Annotated in this window: 16 protein-coding genes; 12 read left to right on the top strand and 4 right to left on the bottom strand. The window is 60.9% G+C overall.

Translation table 11 applies throughout. The annotated features are described in order from the left end of the window. Positions 1–228: 228 nt before the first annotated feature. From AC07OG_RS25105 to AC07OG_RS25080, 6 genes are all read left to right on the top strand, one after another. Positions 229–1,053 carry an NAD-dependent epimerase/dehydratase family protein gene (locus tag AC07OG_RS25105; RefSeq protein WP_218423891.1) on the top strand — a complete coding sequence of 275 codons (825 nt, stop codon included), beginning with the start codon at positions 229–231 and terminating at the stop codon, positions 1,051–1,053. A 53-nt stretch (positions 1,054–1,106) separates the two neighbouring features. After that, positions 1,107–1,994 (top strand): SMP-30/gluconolactonase/LRE family protein, encoded by an 888-nt coding sequence (locus AC07OG_RS25100; protein WP_218423890.1) that lies wholly within the window; start codon positions 1,107–1,109, stop codon positions 1,992–1,994. A 73-nt stretch (positions 1,995–2,067) separates the two neighbouring features. Further along, complete coding sequence (locus tag AC07OG_RS25095; RefSeq protein WP_218423889.1) at positions 2,068–3,039, top strand: TRAP transporter substrate-binding protein; 972 nt, start codon at positions 2,068–2,070, stop codon at positions 3,037–3,039. Between the two features lie 79 nt (positions 3,040–3,118). Beyond that, positions 3,119–3,646, top strand: coding sequence for a TRAP transporter small permease (locus tag AC07OG_RS25090; RefSeq protein WP_495068393.1), 528 nt, complete (start codon positions 3,119–3,121; stop codon positions 3,644–3,646). Then, positions 3,647–4,927, top strand: a complete 1,281-nt coding sequence (locus tag AC07OG_RS25085) for a TRAP transporter large permease (protein WP_060540441.1) — start codon at positions 3,647–3,649, stop codon at positions 4,925–4,927. It abuts the gene before it with no gap. A gap of 59 nt (positions 4,928–4,986) precedes the next feature. Further along, on the top strand, positions 4,987–5,856 hold the full coding sequence (locus AC07OG_RS25080; RefSeq protein WP_495068392.1) for an aldose 1-epimerase: 870 nt from the start codon (positions 4,987–4,989) through the stop codon (positions 5,854–5,856). 3 nt (positions 5,857–5,859) lie between these two features. Here AC07OG_RS25080 and AC07OG_RS25075 read toward each other — a convergent pair whose 3' ends face one another. From AC07OG_RS25075 to AC07OG_RS25065, 3 genes are all read right to left on the bottom strand, one after another. Further along, the gene (locus AC07OG_RS25075; RefSeq protein WP_060540439.1) at positions 5,860–6,660 is read right to left on the bottom strand and encodes a sulfite exporter TauE/SafE family protein; all 801 of its coding nucleotides are present in this window, start codon (positions 6,658–6,660) and stop codon (positions 5,860–5,862) included. A gap of 9 nt (positions 6,661–6,669) precedes the next feature. Further along, positions 6,670–7,914 (bottom strand): NAD(P)/FAD-dependent oxidoreductase, encoded by a 1,245-nt coding sequence (locus tag AC07OG_RS25070; RefSeq protein ID WP_495068391.1) that lies wholly within the window; start codon positions 7,912–7,914, stop codon positions 6,670–6,672. Between the two features lie 168 nt (positions 7,915–8,082). Beyond that, positions 8,083–8,424, bottom strand: coding sequence for an ArsR/SmtB family transcription factor (locus tag AC07OG_RS25065; protein WP_495068390.1), 342 nt, complete (start codon positions 8,422–8,424; stop codon positions 8,083–8,085). Between the two features lie 103 nt (positions 8,425–8,527). On the opposite strand from AC07OG_RS25065, the gene AC07OG_RS25060 reads away from it, so the two are divergent. Next, a complete protein-coding gene (locus AC07OG_RS25060) occupies positions 8,528–9,391 on the top strand; it encodes an MBL fold metallo-hydrolase (protein ID WP_495068389.1) in 864 nt (287 codons plus the stop codon). A 58-nt stretch (positions 9,392–9,449) separates the two neighbouring features. Here AC07OG_RS25060 and bkdR read toward each other — a convergent pair whose 3' ends face one another. Beyond that, positions 9,450–9,938 carry a Bkd operon transcriptional regulator BkdR gene (gene bkdR, locus AC07OG_RS25055; RefSeq protein ID WP_060540435.1) on the bottom strand — a complete coding sequence of 163 codons (489 nt, stop codon included), beginning with the start codon at positions 9,936–9,938 and terminating at the stop codon, positions 9,450–9,452. Between the two features lie 185 nt (positions 9,939–10,123). On the opposite strand from bkdR, the gene AC07OG_RS25050 reads away from it, so the two are divergent. The 5 genes from AC07OG_RS25050 to AC07OG_RS25030 all read left to right on the top strand — a co-directional run bounded on the left by AC07OG_RS25050 (position 10,124) and on the right by AC07OG_RS25030 (position 16,374). Beyond that, positions 10,124–11,359, top strand: coding sequence for a 3-methyl-2-oxobutanoate dehydrogenase (2-methylpropanoyl-transferring) subunit alpha (locus AC07OG_RS25050; protein WP_060540433.1), 1,236 nt, complete (start codon positions 10,124–10,126; stop codon positions 11,357–11,359). Between the two features lies 1 nt (position 11,360). Beyond that, positions 11,361–12,419, top strand: a complete 1,059-nt coding sequence (locus tag AC07OG_RS25045; RefSeq protein ID WP_060540432.1) for an alpha-ketoacid dehydrogenase subunit beta — start codon at positions 11,361–11,363, stop codon at positions 12,417–12,419. Further along, positions 12,420–13,700: a dihydrolipoamide acetyltransferase family protein gene (locus AC07OG_RS25040; protein ID WP_218423883.1), complete on the top strand. Its 1,281-nt coding sequence runs from the start codon at positions 12,420–12,422 to the stop codon at positions 13,698–13,700. Positions 13,701–13,703: 3 nt separating this feature from the next. Continuing rightward, on the top strand, positions 13,704–15,086 hold the full coding sequence (gene lpdA, locus AC07OG_RS25035) for a dihydrolipoyl dehydrogenase (protein WP_495068388.1): 1,383 nt from the start codon (positions 13,704–13,706) through the stop codon (positions 15,084–15,086). Between the two features lie 268 nt (positions 15,087–15,354). Then, complete coding sequence (locus AC07OG_RS25030; RefSeq protein WP_060540429.1) at positions 15,355–16,374, top strand: branched-chain amino acid aminotransferase; 1,020 nt, start codon at positions 15,355–15,357, stop codon at positions 16,372–16,374. Positions 16,375–16,515: the final 141 nt, after the last annotated feature.

Raw genomic sequence — 16,515 nt, 5'->3', positions numbered from 1 at the left:
CCCCCCCTGCAGGAGCCGGCTTGCTGGCGATGGCGTCCACCCGATCGCCATCCCCAGCAAGCCGGCCCCTACGGGACCGAGATTTTGCGCAGCAGGGACAGTGATGACCCTCCGTCAATTACCACCAAGGTCGCGTTGACAAGTAACGGAAACCCTAACGATACTTCACGCCAGTCATACGACAACCTACAACAATTCGATAACAACAACTGTTTGTCCAGGATTCCCATGACGACCACTGCAACCACTCGCACTCCATTCAACCGCCTGCTGCTGACCGGCGCCGCCGGTGGCCTCGGTAAAGTCTTGCGCGAAAGCCTGCGCCCTTACGCCAACGTCATCCGCCTGTCGGACATCGCTGAAATCGCCCCGGCGATTGATGATCGCGAAGAAGTCGTGAACTGCGACCTGGCCGACAAGCAGGCCGTGCATGACCTGGTCGAAGGCGTCGACGCGATCCTGCACTTCGGCGGCGTGTCCACGGAGCACTCGTTTGAAGATATTCTGGGCGCCAACATCTGCGGCGTATTCCACATCTACGAAGCCGCGCGTCGCCACGGCGTGAAACGGGTGATTTTCGCCAGCTCCAACCACGTCATCGGCTTCTACAAGCAGGGTGAAGTGATTGACGCCCACTCCCCTCGCCGCCCGGACAGCTACTACGGCTTGTCCAAGTCGTACGGCGAAGACATGGCCACTTTCTACTTCGATCGCTACGGCATCGAAACCGTCAGCGTGCGCATCGGCTCCTCGTTCCCGGAACCACAGAACCGCCGGATGATGAGCACCTGGCTGAGCTTCGGCGACCTGACTCAATTGCTCGAGCGCGCGTTGTACACGCCGAATGTCGGCCACACCGTTGTCTACGGCGCCTCCGATAACAAGGACGTCTGGTGGGACAACCGCTACGCCACGGCCCTCGGGTACACCCCTAACGATACTTCCGAGGTATTCCGCAGCAAGGTCGAGACGCAGCCACTGCCGGCAGCCGATGATCCGGCGCGGCTTTATCAGGGCGGTGCCTTTTGCGCAGCCGGCCCGTTCGGCGACTGAGCCTTTGCCCACCACTTGATCCCCACAACAAAAACCCAAGGGAATGAGTCGCCATGCAAGCCGAATTGATTGTCGATGCCCGCAATGCGGTCGGTGAAAGTCCGGTCTGGGTACCTGAGGAAAACGCCCTGTACTGGGTGGATATTCCCGCTGGCACGCTGCAACGCTGGAATGCCGAGGATGGTCGTGTCCAGGCCTGGACAACCCCGCAAATGCTCGCCTGTATCACTCGCCACCAAAACGGTGGCTGGGTGGCCGGAATGGAGAGCGGTTTCTTCCACCTGCATCCGCACCACGACGGCAGCATTGACAGTCAGTTACTGGCCCTCGTCGACCATGCCCGCCCCGACATGCGCCTCAACGACGGGCGCTGCGATCGCCAGGGCCGTTTCTGGGCCGGCAGCATGGTGCTGAACATGGCAGCCAATGCCGTCGACGGCACCTTGTATCGCTACAGCGCCGGGCAACGCGGGCCGCTCGACGCACAATTGAGCGGGTTCATCGTGCCCAATGGCCTGGGCTTCAGCCCTGACGGTCGCACCCTGTATCTGTCCGACTCTCATCCTTCAATCCAGCAGATCTGGGCCTTCGACTACGACATCGACACCGGCACCCCCTCCAATCGCCGGGTCTTCGTCGACATGAATCAATACTGTGGTCGCCCCGACGGCGCCGCAGTCGATGCCCAGGGCTGCTACTGGATCTGCGCCAACGATGCCGGATTGATCCACCGTTTCACCCCCGAAGGAAAGCTCGACCGCTCCCTCACCGTCCCGGTGAAAAAACCCACCATGTGCGCCTTCGGCGGCAGTCGACTGGACACACTGTTCGTGACCTCGATCCGCCCCGGTGACGACCATGACCCGCAGTCCCTGGCCGGTGGCGTGTTTGCGCTGAACCCCGGTGTACAGGGCCTGCCTGAGCCCATTTTCAACAACTGAACCGCAACTGCTTGTGCTGCAACGCTGTGCCTTGAACAAAAAAAAATAAAACAATAAAACTGGAGACACCCCCATGGACTTCAAACGCACCTTGCTCGCCGCCGCACTCCCCCTCGCCTTCTCCCTCAGCAGCGCCGCTCACGCGCTGGAAATCAAATTCGCCGACATTCACCCGGCCGGTTACCCGACCGTGGTGGCCGAAGAGCAACTGGGCAAGACCCTGGTGGCCGACAGCGACGGCAAACTGACCTTCAAGATGTTCGCCGGCGGTGTGCTCGGTTCGGAAAAAGAAGTGATCGAGCAGGCCCAGGTTGGAGCCATCCAGATGGCCCGGGTCAGCCTGGGCATCGTCGGGCCAGTAGTGCCGGACGTAAACGTGTTCAACATGCCGTTCGTGTTCCGCGACCAGGCGCACATGCGCAAAGTCATCGACGGTGAAGTCGGTGACGAGATCCTCGACAAAATCACCAACTCCGAATTCAACCTGGTCGCCCTGGCCTGGATGGATGGCGGTACGCGCAACATCTACACCAAGAAACCGGTACGCAGCCTGGCCGACCTCAAGGGCATGAAGATTCGCGTACAAGGCAACCCGATGTTCATCGAAACCATCAACGCCATGGGCGGCAACGGTATCGCAATGGATACCGGCGAAATCTTCAGCGCCCTGCAGACCGGTGTGATTGACGGCGCGGAAAACAACCCGCCGACCCTGCTTGAACATAACCACTTCCAGAACGCCAAGTACTACAGCCTGACCGGTCACCTGATCCTGCCCGAGCCGATCGTGATGTCGAAAATCACCTGGGAAAAACTCACCCCTGAGCAGCAAGCCCTGGTGAAGAAAACCGCCAAGGCCGCCCAGGCCCAGGAGCGCATCCTCTGGGATGCAAAATCGGCCAGCAGTGAAGAAAAACTCAAGGCCGCAGGCGTCGAGTTCATCACCGTCGACAAGAAACCTTTCTACGAAGCCACCGCCTCGGTCCGCGAAAAATACGGCGCGCCGTACGCAGATCTGATCAAGCGCATCGAAGCCGTCCAGTAACCCTCCCTGCATTGAAGAAAGGCCCGGCGCCCATTGACGTTGATTGACGTCAGTGCGCGCCCGGTTACGGTGAAACCCGATGAAGAATCTATTGCTGCGCATCAACGACAGGATTTACATGACCTGCATCTGGGTCGCGGGCCTGTCGGTCCTGGCCATTTCCCTGATGATCCCCTGGGGCGTCTTCGCCCGTTACGTCCTCGGCACCGGCTCCAGCTGGCCGGAGCCAACGGCCATTCTGCTGATGATGGTCTTCACCTTCATCGGCGCGGCCGCCAGTTATCGCGCCGGCGCGCACATGGCGGTGGCGATGCTCACCGACCGCATGCCGCCGCAAATGCGCAAGGCCGTGAGCGTGTTCTCCCAGCTGCTGATGGCGACCATTTGCCTGTTCATGGCCATCTGGGGCACCAAGCTCTGCCTGTCCACCTGGAACCAGTTCATGAGCTCCATGCCAACCCTGCGTGTGGGCATCACCTACATGCCGATTCCGATTGGCGGCGTGCTGACCTTGATCTTTGTCCTGGAAAAACTCTTGCTCGGTGATCAGAGCAACCGTCGGGTCGTGCGTTTCGACCTCGTTGAAGAAAACGAAGGTGCCGCCTAAATGGACGCTCTGATACTGCTCGGCAGTTTTATCGCTTTGATCCTGATCGGCATGCCGGTCGCCTACGCCCTGGGGCTATCGGCGCTGATCGGCGCATGGTGGATCGACATCCCGTTCCAGGCCCTGATGATTCAGGTCGCCGGGGGCGTGAACAAGTTCTCTTTGCTGGCGATTCCGTTCTTCGTCCTGGCCGGCGCGATCATGGCCGAGGGCGGCATGTCCCGCCGTCTGGTGGCGTTTGCCGGGGTCTTGGTGGGCTTCGTGCGCGGCGGCCTGTCCCTGGTCAACATCATGGCCTCGACCTTCTTCGGCGCGATCTCCGGCTCCTCGGTAGCGGACACCGCTTCGGTCGGTTCGGTATTGATTCCGGAGATGGAGCGTCGCGGCTATCCGCGGGAGTTCGCCACGGCGGTCACTGTCAGCGGCTCGGTGCAAGCCCTGCTGACGCCGCCGAGTCACAACTCGGTGCTCTACTCCCTGGCCGCCGGCGGCACCGTGTCGATCGCCTCGCTGTTCATGGCCGGTGTAGTGCCGGGCCTGCTGATGAGCGCGTGCCTGATGGTGCTGTGCCTGATCTTCGCCAAAAAGCGTGACTACCCAAAAGGTGAAGTCATTCCGATGCGCGAAGCGCTGAAGATCTGCGGCGAAGCGCTCTGGGGCCTGATGGCCATGGTCATCATCCTGGGCGGCATTCTGTCGGGCATTTTCACCGCCACCGAGTCGGCGGCGATTGCCGTGCTCTGGTCGTTCTTCGTGACCATGTTCATCTACCGCGACTACAAGTGGCGCGAACTGCCGAAACTGATGCACCGCACGGTGCGCACGATTTCGATTGTGATGATCCTGATCGGCTTTGCTGCCAGCTTCGGCTACATCATGACCCTGATGCAGATCCCGGCGAAGATCACCACGATGTTCCTGACCCTGTCGGACAACCGTTACGTGATCCTGATGTGCATCAACGTCATGCTGCTGTTGCTCGGCACGGTGATGGACATGGCGCCGCTGATCCTGATCCTGACGCCGATCCTGATGCCGGTGATTCTGGGTATCGGTGTGGACCCGGTGCAGTTCGGCATGATCATGCTGGTGAACCTGGGGATCGGATTGATCACACCGCCAGTGGGTGCGGTATTGTTCGTGGGGTCGGCAGTGGGCAAGGTGAGTATCGAAAAAACCGTGAAAGCATTGCTGCCGTTCTACGGCGTGCTGTTCCTGGTGCTGATGGCCGTGACCTACATTCCTGCACTGTCGCTGTGGTTGCCGCATCTGGTGTTGTGATGTTCAAGGCAAGGGAGGCGCATCCTCCCTTGCCACAACCAATATGAAAGCAGGTCTCCATGTCGCTGACACTGATCGAACTCGAAGACGAACTCACCCACCTCACCCTCGCCCCTGAACTCGGCGCCAGCATCGTCAACTGGACCGTGCGCAGCACCGGGCAGCCCTTGCTCCGACACTCCGATGAGCGCGCGCTGAACACCGGCCTGCCCGGCAAACTCGGCTGCTATCCCTTGATACCCTGGTCCAACCGCATCGCCGATGGCGGCTTCCAATGCCCGGATGGCTGGCAGGCGTTGGCGCCCAACAGCCTCACCGATCCCCTGCCGATTCACGGCAGCGCCTGGCAGCAAGCGTGGCAGGTGGTCTCGCACTCGGCAGATGAAGCGGTCCTGCAACTGGACAGCTCAAGCCCCTTCGCCTATCGCGCCGTACAGCTTTTCCATCTGGCTGGCGGCAAACTGAGCATCGAGTTGCACGTCACCCACCTGGCCGAACGCGCCGCGTGGCACGGCCTGGGGTTGCATCCCTATCTTCCGCGCAGCGCCAACACCCGTCTGCAGGCTGCGGCCGCTCAGGTATGGCTGTGCGATGCGAGAAAACTGCCGACGCAGCTCAGCGCGTTACCCGCCGAATGGGATTTTCAGCAGCTCAAAGCGCTGCCCGAGACGCTGGTCGACAATGGGTTCTGCGAATGGGATGGCCAGTGCCTGATCCAGCAACCCGACCTTGGTTATGAGCTGAATTGCCAGGCTACCGGCAGTGATTACTTCCTGCTGTATTGCCCGGTGGGCCTGGATTTTTTCTGTATCGAACCGGTCAGCCACCCGGTCAATGCCCATCATTTGCCGGGTCGGCCGGGGTTGCGCTTGCTGGAACAGGGACAGTCCAGCGAACTGGGTTTCAGCCTCCAGTATCGGCCGCTGTAAGGCTCAGGCGCGCAGCAACATATAGGCGGCAACCACCAGGCAAACACTGGCAAACCCGACCTGCAACGCCCGCGCCGGCACCCGCGCGCAGAGCTGCCGGCCGATGACCATGCCGACGATGCTGGAGACGATAAAGGCTACCCCCAGACTGTCGATGCGCACCCCCGCATGGAACGCACCGATCACCCCAATAGCCGAAATCAGGCTGATCACCATCAGGGAGGTGGCGACGATCCCGCGCATCTGCACATCGGTCAATTGCTTGAAAGCCGGCACGATGAGAAAGCCACCACCAACACCGAGCAGCCCCGACACTACCCCGGTCACGGCGCCGAGGGCCGCGAGCGTCGCGGTGCATTTGGCGGTCCAGGAGAAGCGCCCGGTTTGTTGATCGAGCATGCAGTTCTTCTGCCCCCAGTTGGCGTGGCCATGATCGCTGGGACCCTCGTCCTTGCGTTCACGGCGCAACATGCGCCAGGCCACCATGACCATCAGCAGGCTGAACAGGATCATCAGGACTTTTTCCGGCAACTGATGGGCAAAATAGATGCCCACCGGGGAAAACACCGCACCCAGTGCCGCGATCAGCAACGCCGCGCGATAGCGCACCAGGCCATGGCGTAAACCGTCAATGGCGCCGACCGCCGCCGCACTGCCCACGGCAAACAATGCCACCGGGGCGGCCTGGGTCATGCTCCAGCCCAAGCCCAGCACCAGCGCCGGCACCGCGAGAATCCCGCCACCGGCACCGGTCAATCCCAGCACCAACCCCATCACCACGCCAAACAGACTTGCCAGCAACATAGGGAGTTCTCAGTCGACCTTGGACATGCGCGTCAGCCACTCGCGGCCCTTGAGCATACCGTTCCAGTAGAACCACGGCAGCAGTGTCGCCTTTAGCCACCACGCCGAGCGGCGCGCGGTCGTCGGGTCGAGGGGAAAGGTGGGCAACAACTTGCCCGCGTAACCGAACTCGGCAAGGATCACCTTGCCCTTCTCCACCGTCAGCGGACAAGAACCATAGCCGTCGTATTTCAGCGGCAGCGCTTGTTGCTTGCGCAAGGCCAGCAGGTTTTCGGCAACGACCACTATCTGCTTGCGCACCGCCGCGGCGGTTTTGGCATTGCTGGTACCGCAGATATCGCCCAGTGCGAACACGCCTGGATAACGTGGATGCTGCAGGCTGTGAGGATCGACCTCGCACCAGCCGGCGGCGTCGGCCAGCAGACTCTGGGCGATGAAGTCCGGAGACACTTGAGGTGGCACGACGTGCAGCAGATCAAAGATTTTTGCCTGGCGGGTGACCGTGCCATCGGCGTCCTTGACTTCGAACCACGCGGTTTTCGCCGGGCCGTCGACTTTTACCAGGTTCGAGTTGAACGCCAACCGGGCCTTGTATTTATCGATGTACTTCATCAGCGGCGCAACAAATGTCGCCACACCGAACAGCGCCGCGCCGGCAAGATTGAATTCGACGTCAATGTTGTTCAGCACACCGGTCCTGTTCCAGTGATCGCAGGACAGGTACAGCGCCTTTTGTGGCGCGCCCGCACATTTGATCGGCATGGCGGGCTGGGTGAACAGCACCTTGCCGCCGCGCAATTTCTGCACCTGCTCCCAAGTGTAGGTCGCGTGCTGATAGCTGTAGTTGGAGGTCACTCCGTGTTGGCCGAGGGTATCCTCCAGGCCTTCGATTTTCTCCCAGGCCAGGCGCAGGCCGGGGCAGACGACCAGGTTTTGATAGCTGACCGTGCGCGCGTCACTGAGGGTAAGTTGGCGCTGGTCCGGATCAATGCCCGTCACGGCAGCCTGCAACCAATTGGCCCCGCGCGGCATCACTGACGCCATGGGCCGAACGGTATCTTTGACGTTGTACGCACCACCACCGACCAGGGTCCAGGCCGGCTGATAGAAGTGTTGGGCGCTGGGTTCGATCACGGTGATGCTCAGGTGCGGGCTGCGCTTGAGCAGGCTGGCGACAAGGCCGATACCCGCCGAGCCACCGCCGATGACCACGATATCTGCACTGATGGATGGGCCCCAGTGTTGATCGTTCATTGCTTGTTCCTTTTGTTGCACGAAAGGATTTTTGCCGGCCTCAACAAAAAACAACTGTGGGAGCGGGCTTGCTCGCGAAGGCGGTGTGTCAGCCAACGTATATGTCTAATGACACGCCGCCTTCGCGAGCAAGCCCGCTCCCACATTATTGAGTTGCGCTGGCCGGTATCAAGGTTGCACCCAGCTTTGAAGCACAGCCCCGCAATAAAGCCCGGAGAGGGTCTTCATCACCTGGATCACTTCGTGACTGGCGAGACCGTAGAAAATGTACTTGCCTTCACGACGGGTCGCGACCAGCCCCTCATCGCGCAGGATGCCCAATTGCTGGGACAGGGTCGGTTGACGCACGCCGGTCATTTTTTCCAGCTCGCCGACGTTGCGCTCACCCTGGGTCAGCTGGCACAGGATCAACAGGCGATCCTCGTTGGCCAGGGCCTTGAGCAGCGCACATGCCTTGGAGGCCGAGGCGCGCAGTTGAGCGACTTCACATTCAGTCAGACCGGATTGCATTTGCAGGATGCCTTCAATGTCACTTAAGCTGTACACATTATGTTTTTACATAAAGTGTTGCAAGCCATCACTCACTTTTCTTCCCCTGCACAGGTTCGTGTCCATGCCCGCGCTGATTGAAGCTTTCCTCGACCCCGCCTCCTCGACCTACAGCTACGTGGTCTACGAGACTGATGGCGGTCTGTGTGCGATCGTCGATCCGGTGCTCGACTACGACGCCGCTTCCGGGCGTACCGCGACCACCCAGGCAGACACAATCATCGCGTTCATTCGCGCCCATGCACTGCAGGTGCAATGGCTGCTGGAAACCCACGCACATGCTGATCACCTGTCCGCCGCGCCGTACCTGCGCAGGGAGCTTGGCGGCAAAATCGCCATTGGCGAGTCGATCAGCAAGGTCCAGGACGTGTTCAAGGCGCTGTTCAATCTGGAGCCGTCATTTCGCGTCGACGGCTCGCAGTTCGATCACCTGTTCGCACCCGATGAATCGTTCATGATCGGCAACCTCAAGGCCACCGCCCTGCACGTGCCCGGCCATACGCCAGCGGACATGGCCTACTTGATCGACGGTGACGTGATTCTGGTTGGGGACACGCTGTTCATGCCGGATGTGGGCACTGCCCGTTGCGACTTTCCCGGCGGCAATGCCCAGCAGATGTTCTCTTCAATCCACAAACTGTTGGCCTTCCCCGCCAGCGTGCGCCTCTACGTGTGCCACGACTACCCGCCCGAGGGCCGTGAGTCCCACTGCATGAGCACCGTCGGCGAGCAGCGCAAAAGCAACATCCACGTGCGTGACGGCATCGACGAAGGCGCCTTCGTCGCCATGCGCACCCAGCGCGATGCCGGGCTGGGCATGCCCACACTGTTGCTACCGGCGATTCAGGTGAATGTGCGGGCGGGCAATTTGCCGCCAGCAGAAGACAATGGCGTTACCTACCTGAAAATTCCGATCAATCAGTTTTAAGACTTGTCGTTCCCACTGCGTGGGAACGATCAGGCATGCTGGCTTCAAGTCCCCAACGTCAAGCCCCCAACGTCAAACCATTAGACGGCAAAGGCAGCGCCGTCTTGTACCGCACCTGCTTGAGTGCAAAGCTCGAGCGGATGTTCGCCACCCCCGGCACCTTGGTCAGAAAGTCCATCATGAAGCGCTCCAGGGACTGGATGGTCGGCACCAGCACCCGGATCAGGTAGTCCGGGTCGCCGGCCATCAGGTAGCACTCCATGACTTCCGGGCGATCGGCGATTGCCTCTTCGAAATGCTGCAGCGCCTCCTCTACCTGCTTCTCCAGGCTGACGTGGATGAACACGTTGACATGCAGCCCCAGCAGGTCCGCGTCCAGCAGCGTCACCTGCTCGCGAATGAGGCCCAATTCTTCCATCGCCTTGACCCGGTTGAAACACGGCGTCGGCGACAGGTTCACCGAACGTGCGAGGTCGGCGTTGGTGATGCGCGCATTCTCCTGAAGGCTGTTGAGAATGCCGATGTCGGTACGGTCCAGTTTGCGCATGAGATAAAACCACCTGTTTTTTATGCTTATGCAGATTTTTTATCTGCAAATGATCTTTAGCGCAATGAAACAGAGAGAAATATTCTTCTTGGCCGGGCCTATGATTGTTGTAGGACAAGATTTCTTTTATCGAAGAATGACGGTCAGCTCACTACAAGAAATTCACAAGATCGAGCGAAAAAGCCATGAATCAAGCGTATGAACCGCTGCGCCTGCACGTTCCCGAACCCTCGGGCCGCCCAGGGTGCAAAACCGACTTTTCCTACCTGCGTCTGACCGATGCCGGTACGGTGCGCAAACCTTCCATCGACGTTGAACCTGCCGACACGGCTGATCTGGCCAAGGGCCTGATTCGCGTGCTCGACGACCAGGGCAACGCCCTCGGTCCGTGGGCTGAAGGCGTACCGAGCGAGATCCTGCGCAAAGGCATGCGCGCCATGCTCAAGACGCGCATCTATGACAACCGCATGGTGGTCGCCCAGCGTCAGAAAAAAATGTCGTTCTACATGCAGAGCCTTGGCGAAGAAGCCATCGGCAGCGGCCAGGCCCTGGCGTTGAACATCGACGACATGTGCTTCCCGACCTACCGCCAGCAAAGCATCCTGATGGCCCGCGAAGTGCCGCTGGTAGACCTGATCTGCCAACTGCTGTCCAACGAGCGCGATCCGCTCAAGGGACGTCAGCTGCCGATCATGTATTCGGTCAAGGATTCCGGTTTCTTCACCATTTCCGGCAACCTTGCCACCCAGTTCGTGCAAGGCGTGGGCTGGGGCATGGCCTCGGCGATCAAGGGCGACACCAAAATCGCCTCCGCCTGGATCGGCGACGGTGCCACCGCTGAATCCGACTTCCACACCGCCCTCACCTTCGCCCACGTCTACCGTGCGCCAGTGATCCTCAACGTGGTCAACAACCAGTGGGCGATCTCCACCTTCCAGGCCATTGCCGGCGGTGAAGCGACCACCTTTGCCGGTCGTGGCGTCGGCTGCGGGATTGCCTCCCTGCGCGTCGATGGCAACGATTTCGTCGCGGTCTATGCCGCCTCGGCGTGGGCTGCTGAACGTGCGCGCCGCAATCTGGGGCCGACCATGATCGAATGGGTCACCTACCGCGCCGGCCCGCACTCGACCTCCGATGATCCATCGAAATACCGTCCTGCCGACGACTGGAGCCACTTCCCCTTGGGCGATCCGATTGCGCGTCTCAAGCAGCACCTGGTGAAAATCGGCCAGTGGTCCGAAGAGGAACACGCCGCCGTCAGCGCCGAGCTGGAAGCCGAAGTGATTGCCGCGCAGAAAGAAGCCGAACAGTACGGCACCCTCGCCGGCGGCCAGATTCCAAGCGCCGCGACCATGTTCGAAGACGTCTACAAAGAGATGCCGGAGCACTTGAAGCGCCAGCGTCAAGAGTTGGGGATCTGACATGAACGATCACAACAACAATATCCAGCTGGAAACCGCCATGACCACGACCACCATGACCATGATCCAGGCCCTGCGCTCGGCCATGGATGTGATGCTTGAGCGCGATGACAATGTCGTGGTGTTCGGCCAGGACGTGGGCTACTTCGGCGGCGTGTTCCGTTGCACCGAAGGCTTGCAGAACAAATACGGCACCTCCCGGGTGTTCGACGCACCGATCTCCGAAAGCGGCATCGTCGGCGTCGCCGTGGGCATGGGCGCCTATGGTCTGCGCCCGGTGGCCGAGATCCAGTTCGCCGACTACGTGTACCCGGCGTCGGACCAGATCATTTCCGAAGCGGCGCGCCTGCGCTATCGCTCAGCCGGTGAATTCACCGCGCCAATGACCCTGCGCATGCCTTGTGGCGGCGGCATCTATGGCGGCCAGACCCACAGCCAGAGCATCGAAGCGATGTTCACCCAGGTCTGCGGCCTGCGCACGGTAATGCCGTCCAACCCTTACGACGCCAAGGGCCTGCTGATCGCCTCCATCGAAAACGATGACCCGGTAATCTTCCTTGAGCCAAAACGCCTGTACAACGGCCCGTTCGACGGCCACCACGATCGCCCGGTAACCCCGTGGTCGAAACACCCTGCCGCACAAGTGCCGGACGGTTACTACACGGTGCCGCTGGACGTCGCCGCCATCACCCGCCCGGGCAAGGCCGTGACCATCCTGACCTACGGCACCACCGTGTATGTCTCGCAAGTCGCCGCGGAAGAGACCGGTATCGATGCCGAAGTGATCGACCTGCGCAGCCTGTGGCCGCTGGATCTGGAAACCATCACCAAGTCGGTGAAGAAAACCGGGCGCTGCGTGATCGTCCACGAAGCCACCCGCACCTGCGGTTTCGGTGCGGAACTGGCTGCACTGGTACAAGAGCACTGCTTCCACCACCTGGAAGCGCCGATCGAACGCGTCACCGGTTGGGATACCCCCTACCCGCACGCGCAAGAGTGGGCGTATTTCCCTGGTCCGTCCCGAGTGGGCGCGGCTTTGAAACGGGTCATGGAGGTCTGAATGGGTACTCACGTTATCAAGATGCCGGACATTGGCGAAGGCATCGCAGAAGTTGAATTGTCGGTGTGGCACGTCAAGGTCGGCGACATGGTCGTCGAGGATCAGGTGCTCGCCGATGTGATGACCGACAAGGCGATGGTCGATATTCCGTCGCCGGTTCATGGCAAGGTGATTGCCCTGGGCGGCCAGCCTGGCGAAGTGATGGCGGTCGGCAGTGTGCTGATCAGTATCGAAGTCGAAGGCGCGGGCAACGTCAAGGAGTCAGCTCAGCCTGCTGCGCCCGTGGTTAAAGAAGCGCCGGTTGCGGCGCCGAAAGTTGAAGCCGTAGTGCAAAGCAAACCGGTCGCTGCTGCAGCACCACGAGCCGCCGTCTGCCAAGGCCCGATGGTAGCCCGCGAAGCCGATGAGCGCCCGTTGGCCTCCCCGGCCGTGCGCAAGCATGCACTGGACCTCGGCATTCAACTGCGTCTGGTTCGCGGCACCGGCCCGGCCGGTCGCGTGCTGCACGACGACCTCGATGCCTACCTGGCCCAGGGTCAGTCGAATGCATCGGCACCTGCCTCTGCCGCTTACGCCCAGCGTAACGACGAAGAACAGATCCCGGTGATCGGCATGCGCCGCAAGATTGCCCAGCGCATGCAGGACGCCACCCAGCGCGCCGCGCATTTCAGCTATGTCGAAGAAATCGACGTCACTGCCGTGGAAGAGTTGCGCGCACACCTCAACGAAAAACATGGCGCCACTCGCGGCAAGCTGACCCTGCTGCCGTTCCTGGTGCGCGCCCTGGTCGTTGCCCTGCGTGATTTCCCGCAGATCAACGCCCGTTACGACGACGAAGCCCAGGTCATCACCCGCCTCGGCGCGGTGCATGTGGGTATCGCCACCCAGGCCGACATCGGTTTGATGGTGCCAGTAGTGCGCCATGCCGAGGCCCGCAGCCTGTGGGACAACGCGGCGGAAATCTCCCGCCTGGCCACCGCTGCCCGCAATGGCAAGGCCAGCCGCGACGAACTGTCCGGCTCGAGCATCACCCTGACCAGCCTCGGCGCCCTTGGCGGCATCGTCAGCACCCCGGTGCTGAACCTGCCGGAAGTGGCCATCGTCGGCGTCAACAAGATCGTCGAACGGCCGATGGTGATCAAAGGCCAGATCGTGGTCCGCAAGATGATGAACCTCTCCAGCTCTTTCGATCACCGCGTGGTCGATGGCATGGACGCGGCGCTCTTCATCCAGGCCGTACGCGGCCTGCTCGAACAACCCGCAACCCTGTTCATGGAGTAAGGCATGCAGTCTCTGAGCACCAAGCTATTGATCATCGGCGGCGGCCCTGGCGGTTATGTGACGGCGATCCGTGCCGGCCAGCTGGGTATCCCGACCATTGTGGTGGAAGGCCAATCCCTGGGCGGTACTTGCCTGAACATCGGCTGCATTCCGTCCAAGGCACTGATTCACGTGGCCGAGCAGTTCCACCAGACACAACACCACAGCCAGCACTCGGCCCTGGGTATCAGTGTTTCGGCGCCAAGCCTGGATATCACCAAGAGCGTGGAATGGAAGGACGGCATCGTCGACCGCCTGACCACCGGCGTTGCGGCGCTGCTGAAGAAGAACAAGGTCCAGGTCATACAGGGCTGGGCCAGGGTCATCGACGGCAAGACCGTCGAGGTCGGCGACACGCGCATCCAGTGCGAGCATCTGGTGCTGGCCACCGGTTCGAAGAGCGTGAACCTGCCGATGCTGCCGATTGGCGGGCCGATCATCTCTTCCACCGAAGCCCTGGCGCCGACCTCGGTGCCCAAACGCTTGATCGTGGTGGGTGGCGGTTACATCGGCCTGGAACTGGGTATTGCCTATCGCAAGCTAGGCGCCGAGGTCAGCGTAGTCGAGGCGCAGGAGCGCATCCTGCCGGCCTATGACGCCGAATTGACCCAACCGGTTCATGACGAACTGAAAAAACTTGGCGTGAAGCTTTACTTGAAACATAGCGTGCAAGACTTTGATTATTCTAGCAATACACTGCAGGTATTGGAGCCGAATGGCGACACCCTGAACCTGGAAACCGATCAGGTGCTGGTGGCTGTCGGGCGCAAGCCCAACACCCAGGGCTGGAACCTTGAAGCGCTGAATCTGCAGATGAACGGTTCGTCGATCAAGATCGACAATCGCTGCCAGACCAGCATGCGCAACGTCTATGCCATCGGCGACCTCAGCGGTGAGCCGATGCTCGCGCACCGGGCCATGGCCCAGGGCGAGATGGTCGCCGAGCTGATCAGCGGCAAGACCCGCGAGTTCAACCCGACCGCCATTGCTGCCGTGTGCTTTACCGACCCGGAACTGGTGGTGGTCGGCCAGACCCCGGACGACGCCAAGGCTGCGGGGCTGGACTGCTTCGTCTCGAGCTTCCCGTTCGCCGCCAATGGCCGGGCGATGACGCTGGAGTCCAAAAGCGGCTTCGTGCGAGTGGTCGCCCGTCGGGACAATCACCTGATTGTCGGCTGGCAGGCGGTGGGCGTCGGGGTGTCGGAATTGTCCACGGCGTTTGCCCAGAGCCTGGAAATGGGCGCGCGGCTGGAAGACATCGGCGGCACCATCCATGCCCATCCGACGCTCGGCGAGGCAGTGCAGGAAGCGGCGTTGCGGGCCCTTGGCCACGCGCTGCACCTGTGATCCAGGACAATGGGTGGCGTGGCTGATGGCCTCTTCGCGGGCAAGCCCGCTCCCACAGGGGATTTGCAGTGAACACAAATTTTGCAAACACCAGAAACTACTGTGGGAGCGGGCTTGCTCGCGAATTCTCCAGAGCGACACTATTTCTGCCGATTAGCCGATAGTCCGGGCTGCGAAACCGGCCCGGAATGAAGTATTGTTGTCCCCATCCAAAAAAATGTCAGAAGCCTTGAACCGTTTCGACGGTTGTTCAGTGATAGAGGGTGTCATGGGTAACGAAAGCATCAATTGGGACAAGCTGGGTTTTGACTACATCAAGACAGACAAACGCTACCTGTCGCACTGGCGCAACGGTGAGTGGGATAAAGGCTCCCTGACCGAAGACAACGTGCTGCACATCAGCGAAGGCTCCACTGCCCTTCACTATGGCCAGCAGTGCTTTGAAGGCCTGAAGGCCTACCGCTGCAAGGACGGCTCGATCAACCTGTTCCGCCCGGATCAGAACGCCGCGCGCATGCAACGCAGCTGCGCCCGCCTGCTGATGCCGCAGGTGTCCACCGAGCAGTTCGTCGAAGCGTGCAAGGAAGTGGTCCGCGCCAACGAGCGCTTCATCCCGCCTTATGGCACCGGCGGCGCGCTGTACCTGCGCCCGTTCGTGATCGGCGTGGGTGACAACATCGGCGTGCGCACCGCCCCCGAGTTCATCTTCTCGATCTTCTGCATCCCGGTCGGTGCCTACTTCAAGGGCGGCCTGACTCCGCACAACTTCCTCATCTCCAGCTATGACCGCGCCGCGCCACAAGGCACCGGTGCCGCCAAGGTCGGTGGCAACTACGCCGCCAGCCTGATGCCAGGCTCCCAGGCCAAGAAAGCCCACTTTGCCGACTGCATCTACCTGGACCCAATGACCCACTCGAAAATCGAGGAAGTCGGTTCGGCCAACTTCTTCGGGATTACCCACGACAACAAGTTCGTAACCCCGAACTCGCCGTCGGTACTGCCAGGCATCACCCGCCTGTCGTTGATCGAACTGGCCAAGTCCCGTCTGGGCCTGGAAGTGGTTGAAGGCGACGTGTTCATCGACAAGCTGGCGGACTTCAAGGAAGCCGGCGCCTGCGGTACCGCTGCCGTGATCACGCCAATCGGTGGCATCAGCTACAACGACCACCTGCACGTGTTCCACAGCGAAACCGAAGTCGGTCCGGTCACCCAGAAGCTCTACAAAGAGCTGACCGGGGTGCAAACCGGCGACGTCGAAGCACCAGCGGGCTGGATCGTCAAGGTCTGACCTGACACCCACCGGTCGTAAAAAGCGCCGCCTTCGATGTTGAAGGCGGCTTTTTTGTGGCTGATGTCCCGTCCTGAATAAGGTTTACACCTTCTGACCTATTTTCAGGAGGGAGCAATGGATTCGGGGAAAAGGCGCAGT

The sequence above is a fragment of the Pseudomonas sp. GW821-FHT09H03 genome (genome assembly GCF_059415945.1).
The sequence above is the reverse complement of the archived record's forward strand: the minus strand, read 5'-3'. Positions and strand labels throughout refer to the sequence as shown.

What these genes read in the sequence shown, in the direction of transcription:
- lpdA (WP_495068388.1), top strand. Translation starts at nt 13,704, where the DNA reads ATGCAGTCTCTGAGCACCAAGCTATTGATCATCGGCGGCGGCCCTGGC.
- AC07OG_RS25070 (WP_495068391.1), bottom strand. Translation starts at nt 7,914, where the DNA reads ATGAACGATCAACACTGGGGCCCATCCATCAGTGCAGATATCGTGGTC.
- AC07OG_RS25045 (WP_060540432.1), top strand. Translation starts at nt 11,361, where the DNA reads ATGAACGATCACAACAACAATATCCAGCTGGAAACCGCCATGACCACG.
- bkdR (WP_060540435.1), bottom strand. Translation starts at nt 9,938, where the DNA reads ATGCGCAAACTGGACCGTACCGACATCGGCATTCTCAACAGCCTTCAG.
- AC07OG_RS25105 (WP_218423891.1), top strand. Translation starts at nt 229, where the DNA reads ATGACGACCACTGCAACCACTCGCACTCCATTCAACCGCCTGCTGCTG.
- AC07OG_RS25095 (WP_218423889.1), top strand. Translation starts at nt 2,068, where the DNA reads ATGGACTTCAAACGCACCTTGCTCGCCGCCGCACTCCCCCTCGCCTTC.
- AC07OG_RS25100 (WP_218423890.1), top strand. Translation starts at nt 1,107, where the DNA reads ATGCAAGCCGAATTGATTGTCGATGCCCGCAATGCGGTCGGTGAAAGT.
- AC07OG_RS25065 (WP_495068390.1), bottom strand. Translation starts at nt 8,424, where the DNA reads ATGCAATCCGGTCTGACTGAATGTGAAGTCGCTCAACTGCGCGCCTCG.
- AC07OG_RS25085 (WP_060540441.1), top strand. Translation starts at nt 3,647, where the DNA reads ATGGACGCTCTGATACTGCTCGGCAGTTTTATCGCTTTGATCCTGATC.
- AC07OG_RS25040 (WP_218423883.1), top strand. Translation starts at nt 12,420, where the DNA reads ATGGGTACTCACGTTATCAAGATGCCGGACATTGGCGAAGGCATCGCA.
- AC07OG_RS25090 (WP_495068393.1), top strand. Translation starts at nt 3,119, where the DNA reads ATGAAGAATCTATTGCTGCGCATCAACGACAGGATTTACATGACCTGC.
- AC07OG_RS25030 (WP_060540429.1), top strand. Translation starts at nt 15,355, where the DNA reads ATGGGTAACGAAAGCATCAATTGGGACAAGCTGGGTTTTGACTACATC.
- AC07OG_RS25050 (WP_060540433.1), top strand. Translation starts at nt 10,124, where the DNA reads ATGAATCAAGCGTATGAACCGCTGCGCCTGCACGTTCCCGAACCCTCG.
- AC07OG_RS25080 (WP_495068392.1), top strand. Translation starts at nt 4,987, where the DNA reads ATGTCGCTGACACTGATCGAACTCGAAGACGAACTCACCCACCTCACC.
- AC07OG_RS25060 (WP_495068389.1), top strand. Translation starts at nt 8,528, where the DNA reads ATGCCCGCGCTGATTGAAGCTTTCCTCGACCCCGCCTCCTCGACCTAC.
- AC07OG_RS25075 (WP_060540439.1), bottom strand. Translation starts at nt 6,660, where the DNA reads ATGTTGCTGGCAAGTCTGTTTGGCGTGGTGATGGGGTTGGTGCTGGGA.